15 protein-coding genes are annotated in these 16,714 nt (G+C 64.3%); 4 read left to right on the top strand and 11 right to left on the bottom strand.

Going from position 1 to position 16,714, the window contains the following annotated elements:
* Positions 1–49: 49 nt before the first annotated feature.
* The 3 genes from EJ067_RS28065 to EJ067_RS28055 all read left to right on the top strand — a co-directional run bounded on the left by EJ067_RS28065 (position 50) and on the right by EJ067_RS28055 (position 2,981).
* Positions 50–1,036: a sulfate ABC transporter substrate-binding protein gene (locus tag EJ067_RS28065; RefSeq protein WP_126088395.1), complete on the top strand. Its 987-nt coding sequence runs from the start codon at positions 50–52 to the stop codon at positions 1,034–1,036.
* 247 nt (positions 1,037–1,283) lie between these two features.
* Positions 1,284–1,733, top strand: a complete 450-nt coding sequence (locus EJ067_RS28060) for an Rrf2 family transcriptional regulator (protein WP_126088394.1) — start codon at positions 1,284–1,286, stop codon at positions 1,731–1,733.
* 96 nt (positions 1,734–1,829) lie between these two features.
* A complete protein-coding gene (locus EJ067_RS28055; RefSeq protein WP_126088393.1) occupies positions 1,830–2,981 on the top strand; it encodes a hypothetical protein in 1,152 nt (383 codons plus the stop codon).
* A gap of 69 nt (positions 2,982–3,050) precedes the next feature.
* On the opposite strand, the gene EJ067_RS28050 is transcribed toward EJ067_RS28055, so the two are convergent.
* The 10 genes from EJ067_RS28050 to EJ067_RS28005 form a co-directional block, all read right to left on the bottom strand.
* Complete coding sequence (locus EJ067_RS28050; RefSeq protein WP_245468077.1) at positions 3,051–3,560, bottom strand: gluconokinase; 510 nt, start codon at positions 3,558–3,560, stop codon at positions 3,051–3,053.
* 14 nt (positions 3,561–3,574) lie between these two features.
* Positions 3,575–4,561: an ABC transporter permease gene (locus EJ067_RS28045; RefSeq protein ID WP_126088392.1), complete on the bottom strand. Its 987-nt coding sequence runs from the start codon at positions 4,559–4,561 to the stop codon at positions 3,575–3,577.
* Entirely contained in the window at positions 4,558–5,538 is a 981-nt protein-coding gene (locus EJ067_RS28040) for an ABC transporter permease (protein WP_126088391.1), read from the bottom strand. Before EJ067_RS28040 ends, EJ067_RS28045 begins: the two co-directional genes overlap by 4 nt.
* Entirely contained in the window at positions 5,535–7,082 is a 1,548-nt protein-coding gene (locus tag EJ067_RS28035; RefSeq protein WP_126088390.1) for a sugar ABC transporter ATP-binding protein, read from the bottom strand. Before EJ067_RS28035 ends, EJ067_RS28040 begins: the two co-directional genes overlap by 4 nt.
* Before the next feature lie 78 nt (positions 7,083–7,160).
* On the bottom strand, positions 7,161–8,285 hold the full coding sequence (locus tag EJ067_RS28030) for a sugar ABC transporter substrate-binding protein (RefSeq protein ID WP_126088389.1): 1,125 nt from the start codon (positions 8,283–8,285) through the stop codon (positions 7,161–7,163).
* Between the two features lie 294 nt (positions 8,286–8,579).
* Complete coding sequence (locus EJ067_RS28025) at positions 8,580–9,608, bottom strand: LacI family DNA-binding transcriptional regulator (RefSeq protein ID WP_126088388.1); 1,029 nt, start codon at positions 9,606–9,608, stop codon at positions 8,580–8,582.
* Positions 9,609–9,798: 190 nt separating this feature from the next.
* Positions 9,799–10,581, bottom strand: coding sequence for an ATP-binding cassette domain-containing protein (locus tag EJ067_RS28020; protein WP_126088387.1), 783 nt, complete (start codon positions 10,579–10,581; stop codon positions 9,799–9,801).
* Positions 10,574–12,823, bottom strand: a complete 2,250-nt coding sequence (locus EJ067_RS28015) for an ABC transporter permease (protein ID WP_126088386.1) — start codon at positions 12,821–12,823, stop codon at positions 10,574–10,576. Before EJ067_RS28015 ends, EJ067_RS28020 begins: the two co-directional genes overlap by 8 nt.
* Before the next feature lie 77 nt (positions 12,824–12,900).
* Entirely contained in the window at positions 12,901–13,983 is a 1,083-nt protein-coding gene (locus EJ067_RS28010; RefSeq protein WP_126088385.1) for a substrate-binding domain-containing protein, read from the bottom strand.
* 242 nt (positions 13,984–14,225) lie between these two features.
* Positions 14,226–15,398, bottom strand: coding sequence for an MFS transporter (locus EJ067_RS28005; protein ID WP_126089778.1), 1,173 nt, complete (start codon positions 15,396–15,398; stop codon positions 14,226–14,228).
* 218 nt (positions 15,399–15,616) lie between these two features.
* Here EJ067_RS28005 and EJ067_RS28000 point away from each other — a divergent pair, with 218 nt between their 5' ends.
* A complete protein-coding gene (locus EJ067_RS28000; RefSeq protein ID WP_126088384.1) occupies positions 15,617–15,904 on the top strand; it encodes a DUF3175 domain-containing protein in 288 nt (95 codons plus the stop codon).
* Here EJ067_RS28000 and EJ067_RS27995 read toward each other — a convergent pair whose 3' ends face one another.
* Positions 15,905–16,684 carry a FadR/GntR family transcriptional regulator gene (locus EJ067_RS27995; protein WP_126088383.1) on the bottom strand — a complete coding sequence of 260 codons (780 nt, stop codon included), beginning with the start codon at positions 16,682–16,684 and terminating at the stop codon, positions 15,905–15,907.
* Positions 16,685–16,714: the final 30 nt, after the last annotated feature.

Here is a 16,714-nt window from a genome sequence, read left to right as displayed (position 1 = left end):
TATTATGGTCGCATCATAGTTTCTGATTATTCCGAAGGAGACTCGCTCCATGAAGCGCTTATTGCTTGGCGTCACCGCTTTCGTCGGCCTCGTTCTCGCTTCCTCCCAGGCCTGGTCAGCCGACAGGCTCCTGAATGCGTCCTACGACGTTGGCCGCGAATTGTTCGCCGATATCAACAAGGCCTTCATCGCCCAGCATCCCGGCGTGACGATCGATCAGTCCCATGCCGGCGCCTCGGCTCAGGCGCGCGCCGTCGCCGACGGCCTGGGTGCCGATGTCGTCACTCTCAACCAGGTCACCGACGTCGATTTCCTGGTCAAGAAGGGCCTCGTTTCCGCCGACTGGCAGAAGGATTTCCCCGACAACGCCTCACCCTTCTATTCGCTGCCGTCCTTTCTAGTCCGCGCCGGCAATCCCAAGCACATCGAGGACTGGAACGATCTTGTCCGCGACGACGTGCAGGTTATCTTCCCCAATCCGAGAACTTCGGGCAATGCGCGCTACACCTATCTCGCCGCCACCGCCTACGCCAAGGAGGCCTTCAAGGGCGACGACGCCAAGGTAAAGGAGTTCATCGCCAAGCTGTTCAACAACGTGCCGATCTTCGACACCGGCGGCCGTGCCTCCACCACCACCTTCGTGCAGCACGAGATCGGCGACGTGCTGATCACCTTCGAATCCGAAACACGCGGGATCCGCAAGGAATATGGCGTCGGCAAGTTCGAGCAGGTCACGCCCTCAGTCAGCCTGCTGGCCGAATTCCCGGTGGCGATCGTCGACAAAGTCGCCGACGAGCACGGCAGTCGCGATCTCGCCAAGACCTATCTTGACTTTCTCTATTCGCCCGAGGGCCAGGACATTGCCGCCCGCGATGGCCTGCGGGTGCGCGACACGTCGGTCGCCGCCAAGTACAAGGCCGACTTCCCCGACGTCCGCCTGCTGACGGTGCAGGACGTCTTCGGCGGTTGGGACAAGGTGCAGAAAGAGCATTTCGCGGCAGGCGGCCTGCTCGATCAGGCCTATGGCAGCCGATAAGCCTCGACGGGGAAGTACTGGAAAGCCGGCTTTGCCGGCTTTCTTCTTATCTGGAGCCGGCGTCGCTTCTGCCGGCGAAATCATCGCGGCCAATGTGAAAAACGTTACGAAGAATCAACGCGTTTGTGCCTAAACCTGCGTTGACGAATTGTTGTGCCAAATCGCCTCGCGCGGCCAGACTGTCATGATTTGCACACAAACAACCGCCAGATGCAGGGCGATTGGGGTTTGATGAACTGAATCGGGCATGCTGACCAAAAAAGGCAAATACGGCCTCAAGGCCCTCGTGCATCTTTCCACCCTGCCGGCTGGCCAGCTTGCATTCGTCAACGACATTGCGGTCGCCAACAACATCCCGAAGAAGTTCCTGGATGCCATCCTCGGCGAACTGCGCAATGCCGGTTTCGTGCAGAGCCGCAAGGGCAAGGAAGGCGGCTATCGCCTCGCCAGGCCCGCTTCCGAGATCAAGATCGGCCATGTCGTGCGCGTGCTCGACGGACCGCTGGCGCCGATCCCTTGCGCCAGCCGCACGCAATACCAGCGCTGCGAGGATTGCGACGAGGCGACCTGCCAGGTCCGCCACATGATGCTGGAAGTGCGCCAGGCGATCGCCGAGGTGCTCGACAATCGCAGCCTCGCCGCCATGCGCGACGCCGACAACGACGATTTCCCCGCAGAGCTGACGTCGCAGATCTGATCGCCCAGGCCGCGCTGCCATGCCGTGGTTGTCTATCTGCGACGGACGCAGTAAAGCGGCTGACGGATGGAAGAAGATCCTGGGGGTATCCGACGCATGAGGCTGCCTTGGCTTGGCAAGTCCCGCAGGGCCAAACGGCAACCGTCATCCGCCAGCATCTACCATACCGAGGTCATCGCCGACGTGGCGGTGCCGGACCGCGGCGAGACCGTCCGCTTCTTCAGCCGCAAGCTCGTTCGCCCCGGCAAGTTGCGCAGCGTCTCCAACAAGGATCTGCGCGAAAGCCTGCTTTCCCTGTTCTATCTCGGCGTGGCGGCGATCCTGCCGGTCGCCTGGTGGGCGCCGATCTGCGATTGGGTTTCGACGCTTCGGCGCAAGCGCCATTTTCGCAAGGAATTCGCGCGCTATGACGTCGCGATCAAAGCAGTGCTTGGCGATGACGTCGACACGCGAAGCCTTTTCAGGGGCCATCTCGCCGCCGCGCACCGCCGCCGCCTGATGCTTGCCGCTCATCTGGTGCCTGGCAGGCGCTGGTCGCCCGCTATCCGGCTGGACGGGCTCGACGGCTTGCGCGAGGCCTTGCAGCGCGGCCGTGGCGCCATCGTCTGGTGCGATCAGTTCATCGCCCAGACCATCATCGGCAAGCGCGCCCTCTTCGAAGCCGGCATCGAAGCGCACCAGGTGAGCGTCAACTTCCACGGCTTCTCGGAAAGCAAATTCGGCCTGCATGTGATCAACAGGCCACTGGTCGAGGTCGAAAACCGCTTCCTGAAAAGCCGCATCGTCTTCGAGCGCGCCGACGCCTACCAGGTCACGGCCCGCATCCAGAAGACGCTGAAGGAGAACGGCGTCGTGTTGATGACCAACACCATCCACGCCGGCTCAACCTTCACCGAGATCGCCATGGGCGATCGTGGCTGGACCCACCTCGCCTCGGCGCCGGCGAATTTCGCGGCCCGCGCAGGTGCAGCGCTGTTTGCCATGTCGACCCTGGAGGCGGCGCCCTTTCGTGAGTACCGAGCGATCGTCAGCCCGGAACTGAGGCCCGACGCCACCCGACCCGCATCCCTGCCGGCAAAGGAAGTGGCGGCAAAGAACCTGGTCCTGCAGGCGGGCTACATCCTGCTCAAGCGCGACCGACTGCTGGAAGCCGTGAAATTATATCCGGATCAGATGATGGCCTGGTCCGGCGCCTCCCGGCTCACCGGCCAGCAGGATCAACCCGCGATCGGCGGCGACGCCGCCTGAAGCAATTCCAGGAAAAGTGTGTGACGGTTTTCCGTCCGGATTGCGTCAAAGCAAAGAGGATAGAGCGGTTCACCGTTTAGCGAGCGCGTCCTTTACGATCCCGGTCACGGTCCGCGTCGCATCCGCAGTCACCGCCGGCTCGCCCAGGCCCGGTTCTTCCAGGGTCGCGAACTGGCTGTCGACCAGGCTTGCCGGCATGAAGTGGCCCTTGCGGCGCGCGACCCGCCGCCAGGCGGTCTCGCGATCGATCTTCAGATAGAGGAACACGACGCCGGGGCAGAAGCCGCGCAGCCGGTCGCGGTAGCTGCGCTTCAGCGCCGAGCAGGCCGCCACCGCCTTCTGTCCGTCGGCGACGGCGGCGGCGATGCGCCCGCCGATGGCGTCGAGCCAGCCCTCTCGCAACGCATCCGTCAGCGGCTCGCCGCGCGCCATCCGCGCCACGTTTTCCGGCGGATGCAGTCGGTCGCCCTCGATGAAGATCGCGCGCAGCTCTTTGGCCAGCGCCTCGCCGACGGCCGTCTTGCCGCAGCCGGCCACCCCCATCACGACGATGGCCGGCGCTGACCGGATGTCGTTCATTCTTTCATCCACGATCAGCGACTTGCCGGCGCGCGGCCATAGAGCAGAAGCATGGCGACGATCACGACGCCGTAGATGATCTGGCGTCCCGCCTCCGGCATCTGCATGACCGACAGGATCGATTGCAGCAGCGTGATCAGGATCACGCCGGCGACGGTGCCGAGATAGGAGCCGCGGCCGCCGAGGATCGAGGTGCCGCCCAGCACCACCGCGGCGATCGACGGCAAGAGATAGGCGTCGCCCATCGACTGCGCGGCCTTCGAGGCGTAGCCCGCAAGCAGGACGCCCCCGAAGGCCGACAGTCCGCCGGACACGGCAAAGGCGATCAGCACCACGCGGCGCGTGTCGATGCCGGAAAGATAGGCGGCGCGCTCGCGATTGCCGATGCCGTAGACGGCGCGGCCGAAGCTGGTGCGTGTCAGCACGAAGACCATCGCGGCCCCTATCAGCGCCCAGATGATCACGGCGTTCGGCACCGCCGGAATGGCAAAACCGGTCGCGAGGTAGCGCATCGCTGCCGTCGCCGCATCCTGCGGCGAGAACCCGCCGGTATAGACCACCATCAGCCCTTGCGCGACGGCGTTGGTGGCCAAGGTGATGATCATCGAGGGAATGCGCAGATAAGCGACGCCGACGCCGTTGACGATGCCGATGGCAACGCCGCACAGGATGCCGAACGGGATGGCGAGCGCGACGCCGACCGGCCCGTAGGCAGCGGCCGCGCAGGCCATCATCGCGCCAGTCGCCACGGACCACGGCACCGACAGGTCGATCTGCCCGAGCAGGATCACCAGCATCATGCCGGTGGCGATCACGCCGAGGAACGAGGCGACCTTCAGCTGCTGCAGGAGATATTCCGGCGAAAGAAAACTGCGCGAATAGAGGCTGCCCACCAAAAGCAGGATCACGATGCAGGCAAAGGCGGTGACCACCGCCGGGTCGGCGCGTCGGATGAATTTCGGCATGCGGCCGGCGATGCCGCCAAGCGTCGTTTCGCTCACAGGAACCACTCCAGCCTGTTGCGCACCCTGAACAGCGCGAAGGCGCCGAGGCTGACCGCGATCAACAGGATAACGCCCTGGAACAGAGGCTGCCAGAGCGGATCGAAGTCGAAGACGAACAGCAGGTCGCCGATGGTGCGGAAGGCAAGCGCGCCGAAGATCGCGCCGATGGCGCTGCCCTTGCCGCCGAACAGCGACACGCCGCCGAGCACGACGGCTGCGATCGAGAACAGCGTGTAGGCGTTGCCGCTCGCATAGGCCGCCTCGCCCGTATAGGTGAAGAAGGTGAGGAACAATCCGCCGATCGCGGCGAGCAGCCCGGCCAGCGTATAGGCAAGGAACTTGCCCCTGCGGATCGGCACGCCCGACATATAGGCCGCTGTCTCCGACGAGCCCGCCGCGTATGCGGCGCGGCCGAGTTCGGAGCGGCTGAACGGCACCCAGACGATGAGCACGACGACGAACAGCGCCACCAGGCTCGCCGGCACGACGCCGAAGAAGCGCCCGGTCAGGAAATCGGCGAGGTCTTCATTGACCGAACCGCCGGGAACCGGCCGCAGCAGCAAGGCAAGGCCGAAATAGACGGCACTTGTGGCAATTGTCGCGACGATCGGCTGCAAACGGCCGTAGATGACGATCGCGCCGTTGACAGCGCCGCAGATGAGCCCGGTGCCCAGCACGGCCACCACGCCGAGCGCGGTTTCGAGGCCGGTGCCGATCACCAGCCAGGAAGCCATGCAGTTGGTCAGCGTGAAGATCATGCCGACCGAGAGATCGATGCCGGCGGTGATCACCACCAGCGTCTGCGCCATGGCGACAAAGGCAAGCAGCACACCCTTGTTGGCTGCCGTCTGCACGACATTGGCGGTAAAGCCGGCCGGGTGGTTACCGCTGTAGATGGCGAACATGACAATGAAGATGCCGAACGCGAGCAATGTTCCGCGCTGCTCGGCAAGCCAGTAGCGCCAGTCTTTCACGCGCCCTCTCCCTGTCCCACGCGGGCGTCATCGCCGTGGATGTTCAGCGCGCTGGCGATCAGAGCGCGCTCGGTGATGTCGGCGCCGACCAGTTCGCGTTTGACCGCGCCGTCATAGAGCACCAGCACGCGGTCGCAGCAGCCGATCAGTTCGTCATAGTCGGTCGAATAGAACAGGATTGCGGCGCCGGCGTCGGCCAGCTTGCGCATCAACTGGTAGAGCTCCTGCTTGGTGCCGACATCGATGCCGCGTGTCGGATCGTTGAGCAGGATGATGCGTGGCTGCCGCATCAGCCATTTGGCGATCACCACCTTCTGCTGGTTGCCGCCGGACAGCGCGCCGACCGGAATGTCGAGGCCCGCCGTCTTGATGGCCAACAGCCCGACCATGTCGTCGATCAGCCGCTGCTCGGCGCCGCGGTCGATGACGCCCGCTTTCGACAGCCTGTCGAGCGCCGCGAAGGACAGGTTCTCGCGCACCGTCATCGGCAGCATCAGCCCTTCGGTCTTGCGATCTTCCGGAATCAGCGCCATGCCGACGCGGTCGTCGCTCGCAGCGGAAGGGCTGGCGATCGAAACCGGCTTGCCGTCGACCAGTATCTGCCCGGAAAGACCGCGCAGCACGCCGAAGAAGGCGAGCAGCAGTTCGCGCTGGCCCTGGCCGTCGAGACCGCCGAGCCCGACCACCTCTCCGGCCGCGATCGACAACGAGACGTTGTCCAGCCGGTCGCTCCACGAGAGGTTGCGCGCCTCCAGCACCGGGACGGTGCCCGCCTGTGGCCGGACCGGCTTCGACGGGAAGATGTGGCTGTATTCGCGGCCGATCATCAGCTCGACGACTTCGTTGTCGCTCTTCGAGCCAGCCGCGTAGCTGGCCACATTGCGGCCGTTGCGGAACACCGTGCACTGGTCGGCAAGCTCGGCGATCTCGTTCATGCGATGCGAGATGTAGAGCAGCGCCAGCCCTTCCTCGCGCAGGCGCTTGAGCACGCCGAATATCTTGGCGACATCGGCCGCCGTCAGCGCCGAAGTCGCTTCGTCGAGGATCAGGATGCGCGGCTTCCTGGCCAGCGCCTTGGCGATCTCGACCATCTGCCGGCGCGACAGCGGCAGATCCTTGACCAGCGCCAGCGGATGGATGTCGGAAGCGCCGGCGCGCGCCAGCGCCTCTTCCGCGATGCGCCGCTGCGCCTTGCGGTCGATCATGCCGAAGCGTTTCGGCGGATCGGAAATGACGATGTTGTCGGCGACGCTGAGCTCCGGGATGAGCGACAACTCCTGGAAGATGCAGACGATGCCGGCGTGGTTCGCGGCCGCCGGCGATGCGAAGGTCACGTCGCGGCCCTCGAGCGTCATGCGGCCTTCGTCGGGCGCCACGACGCCCGCCATCACCTTGATCAGCGTCGACTTGCCGGCGCCGTTTTCGCCGAGGATGGCGTGGATGCTGCCGGCCGTCACCGTGAGGTCGGCCTTTTCCAGGGCCCGTACGCCGCCAAAGCGCTTGGATATGCCTTCCATATGGAAAAGCGGAGCCGCGCCGTCCATCAGCCCTCCCCAGGCCGGTTTGCGATTGGCATCAAGGCAGCCGGCGCCGCGGTTTCCCCACGGCGCCGGTTGATCAGGCTACTTGTTTTCCTTGGTCTGGCCCATGATTTCCTGCGCGGTGAAATTGATGCCGCAGGTCGGGAAGGAATTGCCGACGAAGAAATTGTCGGACTGGTCGGGGAAGAAATCCTGGCCCGCCTTGAAGTTCGGATCCTCGACGATGGCCAAAGGCAGCTTGACCGACTGCGGCACGACATTGCCTTCGAGGGCTGCGATGGCCGTCTTGATGGCGACCGCGACCTGGGCCGGGCCGGTGCCGGCCGAAGAGCATTTCAGCCCATCGCCGGCGTGCGCCGCGCAGAACTTGCGGAAGCCGTTTTCCGTCTCGCCGCCGAACGGCACGAACGGATGCTTGGCGTCGATCATCGCCTGCACGATGCCGGTGTCGCCGCCCTGTCCGGTGATGCCGACGAACGGCCCGCTGGTGGCGATCGCGTCGGCGGTGGCCTTTTGCGCCACGCCGTCATCCCATTTGCCGACGACTTCGGTGACATCCCACTTCTTGCCGGACCCGTCGAGCACCTCATGGATGCCGTTGTGGCGGTCGGTGTCGACGGAGGTACCGGCAACGCCGCGCACCTCGAGCACCTTGCCGCCATTCGGCACGTGCGCGACCAGCCACTTGCCCCACAACTCGCCGAGGCCTTTCTGGTCGACGTTGACGTTGATGGCGTCCTTGGTGTCGAGGATGTTGTCGAAGGCGACGAGAATGACGCCGGCTTCCTTGGCACGCTTGATGACCGGCCCGAAGGCAGTCGGATTCTGGGCGTTGACGACGATCGCATCAAAGCCGGAATCGATGAAGTTGTTGATCGCCGAAATCTGCGCCGGCACGTCCTCGCCGGTCGACACCACTTTGAATTCCTTCAACTTCTTGGCAACGTCCGGCTGCGCGGCATAGGCCTTGGCGGTCTGGATCATCTGGATGCGCCAGGTATTGGCGATATAGCCGTTGGCGAGCGCGATGCGATATGGCCCGTCTTTCTTCGGAAACTTGAAGAACTGCGTGTCGGCCGCCCACGGCGCGAAGCAGTCCGGCTCTGCCGACGGGCCCTTGACGATTTCCGGATCGGCGATCGCCGAAGAGCTCAGCATGACGAATGCAGTGGCGGCAATGACGCCGCCAACGAGTGACTTGATCATCGGTATTCCTCCCAGTTGCAGTTCTGCTTGTTGATGAAGTCCCGACACCGTCGGCCAGCACCCTCCCGCCAGCCCGATGCGTTTTCGAGGTGACTTGCGCCGTCCCTCTTCTTCCCCCTTCCGTCCCTCCAGGCGGCTTACAAAACTATCATATTATACATAATAAACAAGCATGAGCTGTTGCTTATGTATAATAAACAGCCCTGTTTCGCCGATGTCATACTTGGCGGAAAATATGGTAGCGCTACCATATTTAGGTGTAAACCGGCATTCGCACAGTCGCCTTTGCGTGTTTCAACGCGCGGTGCTCTCGCGGCGTATGAGCTCGAAACCGAGGTCGACAACCCGTTGCTGCGGCCGCTGTCCGGCGATCGCGGCGAGCGCCATCGCCACGGCCCGGCGGCCGATTTCGTAGCGATGCGTGCGAATGCTGGTGACCGACGGGAAAGCCGACTGCATCATGTCGAGGTCGTTGAAGCCGATAATGCCGATGGTCTTCGGCACCGCGATCGCCGCGCGGTGGCATTCGAACAGCACGCCGAGCGCGATGTCGTCATTGTTGCAGAAGACGCCATCGAGCGACGGCATCTTGGCCAGCGCATCGCGCAGGAGCTCGCGGCCGAGCGTCACGCTGGACAATAGCGGCGTGGTGGTCACCAGGCGGGGATCGAACAGGCCGGCCGCGTCCATCGCCGCGCGATATCCGGCAAGGCGCCGCTGCGAGCGCGGATCCATACGCGCGCCGATGAAGCCGATGCGCCGATAGCCCGCTTCGATGAGATGCTCGGTCGCCGTCCGGCCGCCGTCGAAATGCGAGAAGCCGACCAGCATGTCGACCGGATCGGGCCCGGTCTCCATCACTTGCACCACCGGGCAGCCGGCCGTCTCCAGGAGCTTTCGCGACAGCGGCGTCTGGTCGATGCCGGCAACGATCAGCGCCGCCGGGCGCTGCGGCGCGAACACCTGCAGCAGCCGCTCTTCTTCCAGCCCCGAATAGTGAGTGTTGCCGAGTTGGACGCGGATCGGGCCGTCCGACAGGCTGTCATAGATGCCGCGCACCACTTCGGCGAAGACGTTGTTGGTGAGCGACGGCACCAGCACGCCGAAGACCTCCGCGCGCGCCGAGGCCAAGGCCCGCGCATTCGGATCCGGCACATAGCCGAGTTCGTCGACGGCAGCCTGTATCTGCCGGCGCAGATCTTCCGAAACCCGCCCAGGCTCGCGCAGGGCGCGCGACACGGTGATTGCGCCGACGCCGGCCTTGCGCGCGACGTCGGCAATTGTTGGCCGGCCGCCGCCGCGGCGCGATCGCGGCCTTGTCACCGCCTTGCCCTTTTTGCACGAGAGGAGCGAAGCGGCGAGTTGAGGATCGACAGCTTAGCCACAGCAGCCATGTTTCGCAGCCCGTCCCATTCCGGTCTGGGTCGCGCAGGCCATGGCCATTGTCAAGCCGACGAATATTGGTTCAGCCCACCCGGTAGAGGCGATAAGCCCTCAGTCCAAGCCTCGGTGGTCAGACCGCCCTCGCCTGATCGGCCGTAAGCGCCTGCTCCCGCGTGCCGGAGACTATGATTTCAAGGACTTCGTGCTCGTCGGTGTTCCTGACGTGACGGTCGCCGACATTCTCGCCGCGCTTGAGCACCATGACACGGTCGCCTACGGCGAAAATGTCGACCAGCCGATGCGAGATGATGATCTGGGCGACACCCTGCCTTTTCAGTTCCAGCATGGTCTCGAGGAGCCGCTCGGTCGCCATCACCGAGAGATTGGCGGTCGGTTCGTCAAGGATCACGACGCGTGGCTCGAACGAAATCGCGCGGGCAATCGCCACGGATTGCTGGCGGCCGCCCGACAGGCTCTCGACCTTCTGGAAAACGGAGTTCACGTCCACCTTCAGTCGCTTCAGCACGCTGTCGGCTTCCGCGTACATCTTGCGGCGATTGACAAAAGGGCCTTTGCGCGGCCAGCGGCCGAGAAAGATGTTCTGGCCGACATCCATGTTTCCGCAAAGAGCGAAATCCTGGTAGATCATCTCGATGCCCGCATCGCGGCTCTCATGCGGGCTCTTGAAGTGCACCGGTTGGCCGGCGACGAGAATTTCGCCGGCGTCGCGCTGATAGGCGCCGGTCAGTATCTTCATGAGCGTCGACTTGCCGGCCGAGTTGTCGCCGACCAGCCCAAGGATCTCTCCGGGATAGAGCACCAGATCGACTTTCCGAAGCGCCTGAACGGCGCCGAAGGCTTTTTCGATGCCTCGCATCTCCACGATCGGTTGAGGCAAGGCAGCGTCAGCCATGAATGGTTTCCCGGGTTCGTGCGCGTCGCGCGAGGCGGGCTCGCAGGCGACCGAAGAGGTTGGCCTGGCGCACCCAGATGTCGATCAGCACCGCGGCAATGAGGATGACGCCGATGAAGACGTTGATCCAATGCTGCGGCATGCTGAAGCCCTGGACATTGAGCTGCAGGAGCGCCCTAACGAGAGTGATCACGGCTGCACCGGCCAGAGAACCCAGCATGGTGCCGTAGCCGCCGAAGATCGACCCGCCGCCGATGATCACCGACGCGATGGCGTCGAGTTCGCGGAACTGGCCTGCAACGGGGTTGAAGCTTCGGAAATAGGCGACGTTGATGATCCCGGCCATCGTCGCGCAGAACGCCGCCAGCATGAGCGAGATGAAGCGCGCTCGATTGGTGTTGATGCCGGCATAGGCGGCGGCGCGCATGTTGCCGCCGGTTGCATAGACCTTTTGCCCGAACGGCGTGTAGGCGAGCACGATGCCGGCAATCACGGCGACAAAGGTCATCCAGATCGTCTGCACGCTGACCACCTCGGCCAGTGTTTTGAGGATGCCGTCCGGAAGCACGATGCCGAAGTGAAGGAGGACGTCGTTCACCTTGCGGCCGAGCAAATTGTAGCCCTCCGGCCAGCCGGTAAGCTGCTGGCCGGCGACGAACCACGCCGCGAGGCCGCGGGCGATGTAAAACATGCCAAGCGTTGCGATGAAGGCCGGGAGTTTCAAGCCGACGGCCACGACGGCGTTGACGAGGCCGGCAAGCATTCCCGCAAGCAGGCCCATCGCGACAGCGGTGACGGGGTCGGCGCCCAGGACCTTCAGGAAATAGGCCGCGGCGCTGCCGGCGAGCGCCAGGACGGCTCCGACTGAGAGGTCGATATCGCCGGCCGCGATGACGTAGGTAAGCCCGACCGTAATCAGCGCCAGCTCGGTATAGTTGAGCAGGATCGCGAAAGTGTTGGACAGGTTCCACCAGTAATCCGGCCTGAGGAAAAGACCCGTGAGCCACAGCACCACGGTCAGGATGACGGCGAGGGCATCGCGCCGGGCGAGGAACTTGCCGAACCCGGTCGCCGACAGTGCGATGTCGGTCGCCATCGCGCCCTTGGTCACCACACCCTCGAGCGCGACGCCGCCGATCTCGAAGGCCGGCGGCGGCGGCCTGCCGCGCAGCCATGCCCAAAGGCGCGCCGCGACCTGGCGGCGGATCAGATAGGGCTCGATCAGCACGGCGATGACGAGCAGCAGCCCGAGAAAGACCGGCACCGCGCCCACTGGCAGGGAGTAGACGGCGTTGACCGTCACCTCCTCCTCGCCGATCTTGATGGTGCGCGTGATCGGCAAGCCCTCGCGCAGCACTTTGTCGAGCAGAACGACCAGCGTGGCGCCGAGGCAGGACCCGGCGACGCGGCCGCGACCGCCGAGAATGGAAGCCCCGCCGATGATCACCGCTGCGATGACGGTCAGTTCGCCGCTGACGCCGTAAAGTGGGGTCACACCCTTGTCCTGAGCGGCCGACAGGAGGCCGGCAACGGTGGCGCAGAGCGACGAGAGCAGATAGGCACGGATGCGCACCCAGTTCGTCGGAATGCCGGCATAGACCGCTGCCTGCTCGTTGCCGCCCGTCGCAAAGGTCTCGTAGCCCCAGCGGGTGTTGGCGAGCACGTAGGCGCCGATCACGGCAACGACCGCGCAGATCGCGATCTGATTGTTGAACCCGAAGACATTCGTCTCGCCGAGATGGAAGAACAGCGGCGCCTCCTTCGCCTTGCCTGGATAGTAGATCGCCTGACCATGCGTCAGGGCGAGGACGAAGCCGCGGCCGATCAAAAGCGTGGTCAAGGTGGCGATGAACGCCGGCACTTTTAGGATGGTGACGAGCACGCCGTTGACGAGGCCGATCGCCATGCCAAGCAGGACGCAGACGACCACCGACGTGACGATGTCGAGATCGGCGAAGCTTGGCGCGAACAGCCTGGCAAAAACGACGGCCACAAGGCCGTAGATGGAGCCGACCGAAAGGTCGAGGTCCTTGTTGATGATGACGTAGGTCATTCCGACGGCGATGATGGCGACCCGCGAGGTATCGCGAAGCAACGCATGGAACGCCTCGGGCGAGCCGAAGAACGTCGGATTGACAGCCGCGCCGCCGAGATAGATCAGCGCCAGCAGGGCAAGCAATCCCATTTCCCAGCCGCCGACGAGCTGGGGTGGAAGGCGACGAGCGAGAGCTTCAGCGGGCATTTTCTTGATGAAGGGTTCCGAAGGCCAAAATGCGCGGGAGAAATCCTCCCGCGCCGGGTTCAGGATCGCTTCGACATTCAGTTCTCGAAACGCTTGCCGATCTTTCCAACAGTCTCCTGCGTCACGAGCTGAGCGCGCGTATCAAGATTGGCGGCTGAGATGCCACGGTCGATCTGCAGATAGAGCTGCATGACCGGATAGAAGCCCTGCAGGAAGGGCTGCTGTCCGAGCGCGCCGGTCAGGTCGCCGCTCTTCAACGCATCCTGCTGGGCCGGACCGAGGTCGAAGCCATAGGCACAGATTTTTCCGGTCTTTCCGGTCTGGGCGACGGCCTTAACCAACGCCGGCGTGAAAACGTTGTTGCCGGCGAAGGCGCCGACGACGTCACCGCGCGATTCGAACAGCGTCACGATGCCGTTTACCGGATCGTTGGGATTGGTGTCGATACCTGTGTTCTCGGGACCTGCGTCGACCTTGAAGGCCTCGAGCTTGCCGGCGGCCTTCAGGCCTTTGACGACCGCGTTGAACGCCGAGGTGACGCGACTGTTTACCTCGATGTTGCCCATTGCGGTCGAAGACGGGAAGACGATCGAGCCCTTCTCGATGCCCTTGTCGGCCAAGCACTTGACGAGCGCCTCGCCGGCGATCGCCGCGGCGGAGGCGTCCTGGCCGGTATGGCTGATGCCGCTGCGGTCGAGGATCGTGCCGTCGAAGGAATTGGTCGTTGCTACCGGTATGCCCTTGGCCTCGGCGGCCTTGACGATGTCGTTATAGGCGCCGACCTGGGGCGTTGTCATGATCAGCCCGTCGATCGTCGGATCCTGCACGATCTGATTCAGGATTTCGATCTCGCGGGCCGGGTCGTCAGTCGGAGATTCCGAGCCGAGCAGCAGTATCTTGGCGCCGATCAGATTGCCGGCAGCGGTTGCGCGGACATAGACCGGGTCGAAGAAGCCGTTGCCGGCCGTATGTGTGACGATGGCGAAGGTGAGATGGCCATCGGCCGAATGGAAATCCTTGGTGGTGGGGGCTTCCTTTGCGGCTTCCTCGAAGCTGTAGCCGCCGACTGCTTTCTCGACGCCGCCGGACTGCGCGAAGGCGGAGGGCACGCCGAGCAACAACGCCGCGGCGGATGCCGCGAGCAGGCAAGTACGTCTCATGATTATCCTCCCTTGCATTCAACGGGCGGAAGCCGTTCGAGCGCATTTATTCAGGAGATTTTCCGAGTGCTTCCTCCCACTTCGCAATTTTCCGCCCAAAGCCTGTCCAAGTAAATAGCCTGCTGCATCCAGTATTCGGGCGCGACGTCAAGCGAAAGAGCACGGACGAGTGCCGCCGCCCCACCTGGCCCCTCCCTTTGCGCCGGTAGACAACCTTGGAACAGCCAGGTTGCCGGCGGACTTCAGGCCAGCGCCTCGGCGCCCCGCCTTGCCTTCCATATGAGGAGCAAGATCGCCGCGAGATTGACCAGGTTCCAGGCGATGCCGTTGAGGAACGCGGCGGCGTAGGAGCCGCTGAGATCGTAGATCCAGCCCGACATCCAGCCGCCGACCGCCATGCCGAAGATCGTCGCCATCAAGACGATGCCGACCCGCTGCCCGGCTTCCTTGGCCGGCATGTAGTCGCGCACGATGATCGCGTAGCAGGGCACGATGCCGCCTTGCGACAAGCCGAACACCAGCGAGACGACGTAGAGCGAGGCCAGCCCGTCGAAGGGAATGTAGAACAGCAGCGACAGGCATTGCAGCGCCGAACCGATGATCAAGGTTTTCACCGCGCCGATGCGATCGGCGAGGAAGCCTGAACCGATGCGGCTGACGACGCCCGCCGCCAGCATGATCGACAGCATGTCGGCGCCGCGCGCGACGCCGTAGCCGAGATCCATGCAATAGGCGACGATATGCACCTGCGGCATCGACATCGCCATGCAGCAGCCGAAGCCAGCAATCACCAGCAGCATCTGCAGCGCCGCCGGTGACAGCGAGATCGGCTGCACCGGCCGGCTTCCCGGCGAGCCTTGGGCGGCCTCGCGCGGCGCGCCGCGCCGCAGCATCAGCACCAGCGGCACCATCGTGGCGAGGCAGAAGATGCCGATCGCGGCATAGGTGAAGCGCCAGCCTTCGCCTTGCATGACATAGGGCATCGCCGTCGGCCAGACGGCTCCGGCAAGGTAGCTGCCGGATGCAGCCGCCGTCACCGCGACGCCGCGGCGGCGGTTGAACCAGTGCGAGATGTCGGCGATCAGCGGGCCGAAGATCGCCGATGTGCCGAGGCCGATCAGAAGTCCCTGGATAAGGCTGAAGGCAAGGATCGAGGTGGTCAGCGAGGCGAGCAGGAAGCCCGCGCCGAGCGCCACCGCCGAGACGAGCGCCGGGATCCAGTAGCCCATGCGGTCGATAGCGCGTCCGACCAGCACGTTGCCGGCGGCGAAGCCGACCATGGTCGCGGTGTAGGGCATTGAGGCCGCGGCCCGATCGACGCCGAACTCGGCCTGCACGGCGGGCAGAACCACGACCACCGCCCACATGCCGGCGCCGCCGATCGTCGACAAGAGCATCGAGATGCCGAGCCGCATCCACGCGTAGGCGCTGTCTATGCTGGGGCCACCCGCGCGGCTGGAGACGGTTGTCGTCACGGCGTTTCCTGTCCGCGCGTCCTTGTGATCGGGCGGTCTCGTCCAGTATCGGCGCGTTTCCTGTACCGAGCAGCGCCACAAGGGACAAATCGGTGGCTCCAGCAATCGGGAACCGGCCATGCCGCCCGGAGTTGTGCACCCAGGGAAGGAGTTTCGCCATGACCGCCAGCAAGAAATGGTCGGCCGAAGTCACCGAGCACAGCGATGCGCTGGATCTCGAGGAGCACGTCTTCGAATCCGACGATGCCAGGAAGATCGCCGCCTCGTTGAAGCGCTCGGCCGAGCACAGCCATCGCCGCAAGGCAGAGCCGTTCCGGTCCGCGATGTCGATGCTGAATTTCTACATCAACCGCGCCGGCAGGAACCTGCCGGAGGAGCGAAAGCGGGTGCTGGAAAAAGCGAAGGACGAGTTGCGCGTCGCCTTCGGGCGCGACAAGGAAGATTGACTACCGGGAGCGGATGACGTCGTCGGTATTGGCAAGCAGCTTGCGCACCGCATTGCGCGCGGCATCCGGCCGTTGCAGCCGGATATTCCTCTCGATCGCTTCGTGCAGCTTCTGGGCGTGCTGCAGGTCGTCCAGCTCGCGGGTCGTATAGGCGAAGAGATGATCGAAGGCGGACTCGATCAGGACGCCCAGCGGCACCAGGAGGTCATTGCCGGAGGCCCGGAGGATGGCGAGATGAAAGCGCGTGTCGGCGCGGGTGCGCTCCTGCAGGTTGGTCGCCTCGCCCATCTCGCGGCAGGCCTGGCTGATCTCGGCCATCTGCTCGTCGGTGCGCCGCATTGCGGCAAACGCCGTCGCCTCCGGCTCGATGATGTGGCGGAACTCCTGCACGGTCTTGAGGAACACCTCACGGTCGGGCGAGGTCGCGTACCAGGCGAGCACGTCGCGGTCGAGCAGGTTCCAGCGCTCTTTCGGTTCGACCCAGCTGCCGATCTTGGGCCGCGATGACAAAAGGCTCTTGGCCATCAGCATCTTGATCGCCTCGCGCACCGCCGAGCGACTGACATCGAAGGTTTCAGACCATTTCGCTTCGTTGGGCAGGATGGTGCCGGGCGGATAGTCGCCGCGCACGATCCTGAGGCCGATTTCGCTCGCCAGCGAGGTGTGCACGCTGGCGCCGGGGATGCGCGGCGCATCGGGCCGCCGAACGCCCGCCAGACGCTCGGCGAACGCCGTTTTCGCCGGCGGCTTTTTTTCGTTATTCGGCTTTGCGTCGCGCATATATCCAGAAAGTCCGGTTTTCAGAAGCTG

This window comes from Mesorhizobium sp. M1D.F.Ca.ET.043.01.1.1 (assembly GCF_003952385.1).
In the GTDB taxonomy this organism is placed as follows: domain Bacteria; phylum Pseudomonadota; class Alphaproteobacteria; order Rhizobiales; family Rhizobiaceae; genus Mesorhizobium.
Note: the sequence above shows the minus strand (reverse complement) of the source record. Positions and strands in the feature narration are given on the sequence as shown.

Bases quoted from the DNA above. Each gene is read 5' to 3' on its own strand.
- EJ067_RS28060 (WP_126088394.1), top strand. From the start codon at position 1,284: ATGCTGACCAAAAAAGGCAAATACGGCCTCAAGGCCCTCGTGCATCTT.
- EJ067_RS28035 (WP_126088390.1), bottom strand. From the start codon at position 7,082: ATGGACGGCGCGGCTCCGCTTTTCCATATGGAAGGCATATCCAAGCGC.
- EJ067_RS28065 (WP_126088395.1), top strand. From the start codon at position 50: ATGAAGCGCTTATTGCTTGGCGTCACCGCTTTCGTCGGCCTCGTTCTC.
- EJ067_RS28055 (WP_126088393.1), top strand. From the start codon at position 1,830: ATGAGGCTGCCTTGGCTTGGCAAGTCCCGCAGGGCCAAACGGCAACCG.
- EJ067_RS28005 (WP_126089778.1), bottom strand. From the start codon at position 15,398: ATGCGGCTCGGCATCTCGATGCTCTTGTCGACGATCGGCGGCGCCGGC.
- EJ067_RS28050 (WP_245468077.1), bottom strand. From the start codon at position 3,560: ATGAACGACATCCGGTCAGCGCCGGCCATCGTCGTGATGGGGGTGGCC.
- EJ067_RS27995 (WP_126088383.1), bottom strand. From the start codon at position 16,684: ATGCGCGACGCAAAGCCGAATAACGAAAAAAAGCCGCCGGCGAAAACG.
- EJ067_RS28030 (WP_126088389.1), bottom strand. From the start codon at position 8,285: ATGATCAAGTCACTCGTTGGCGGCGTCATTGCCGCCACTGCATTCGTC.
- EJ067_RS28015 (WP_126088386.1), bottom strand. From the start codon at position 12,823: ATGCCCGCTGAAGCTCTCGCTCGTCGCCTTCCACCCCAGCTCGTCGGC.
- EJ067_RS28020 (WP_126088387.1), bottom strand. From the start codon at position 10,581: ATGGCTGACGCTGCCTTGCCTCAACCGATCGTGGAGATGCGAGGCATC.
- EJ067_RS28010 (WP_126088385.1), bottom strand. From the start codon at position 13,983: ATGAGACGTACTTGCCTGCTCGCGGCATCCGCCGCGGCGTTGTTGCTC.
- EJ067_RS28000 (WP_126088384.1), top strand. From the start codon at position 15,617: ATGACCGCCAGCAAGAAATGGTCGGCCGAAGTCACCGAGCACAGCGAT.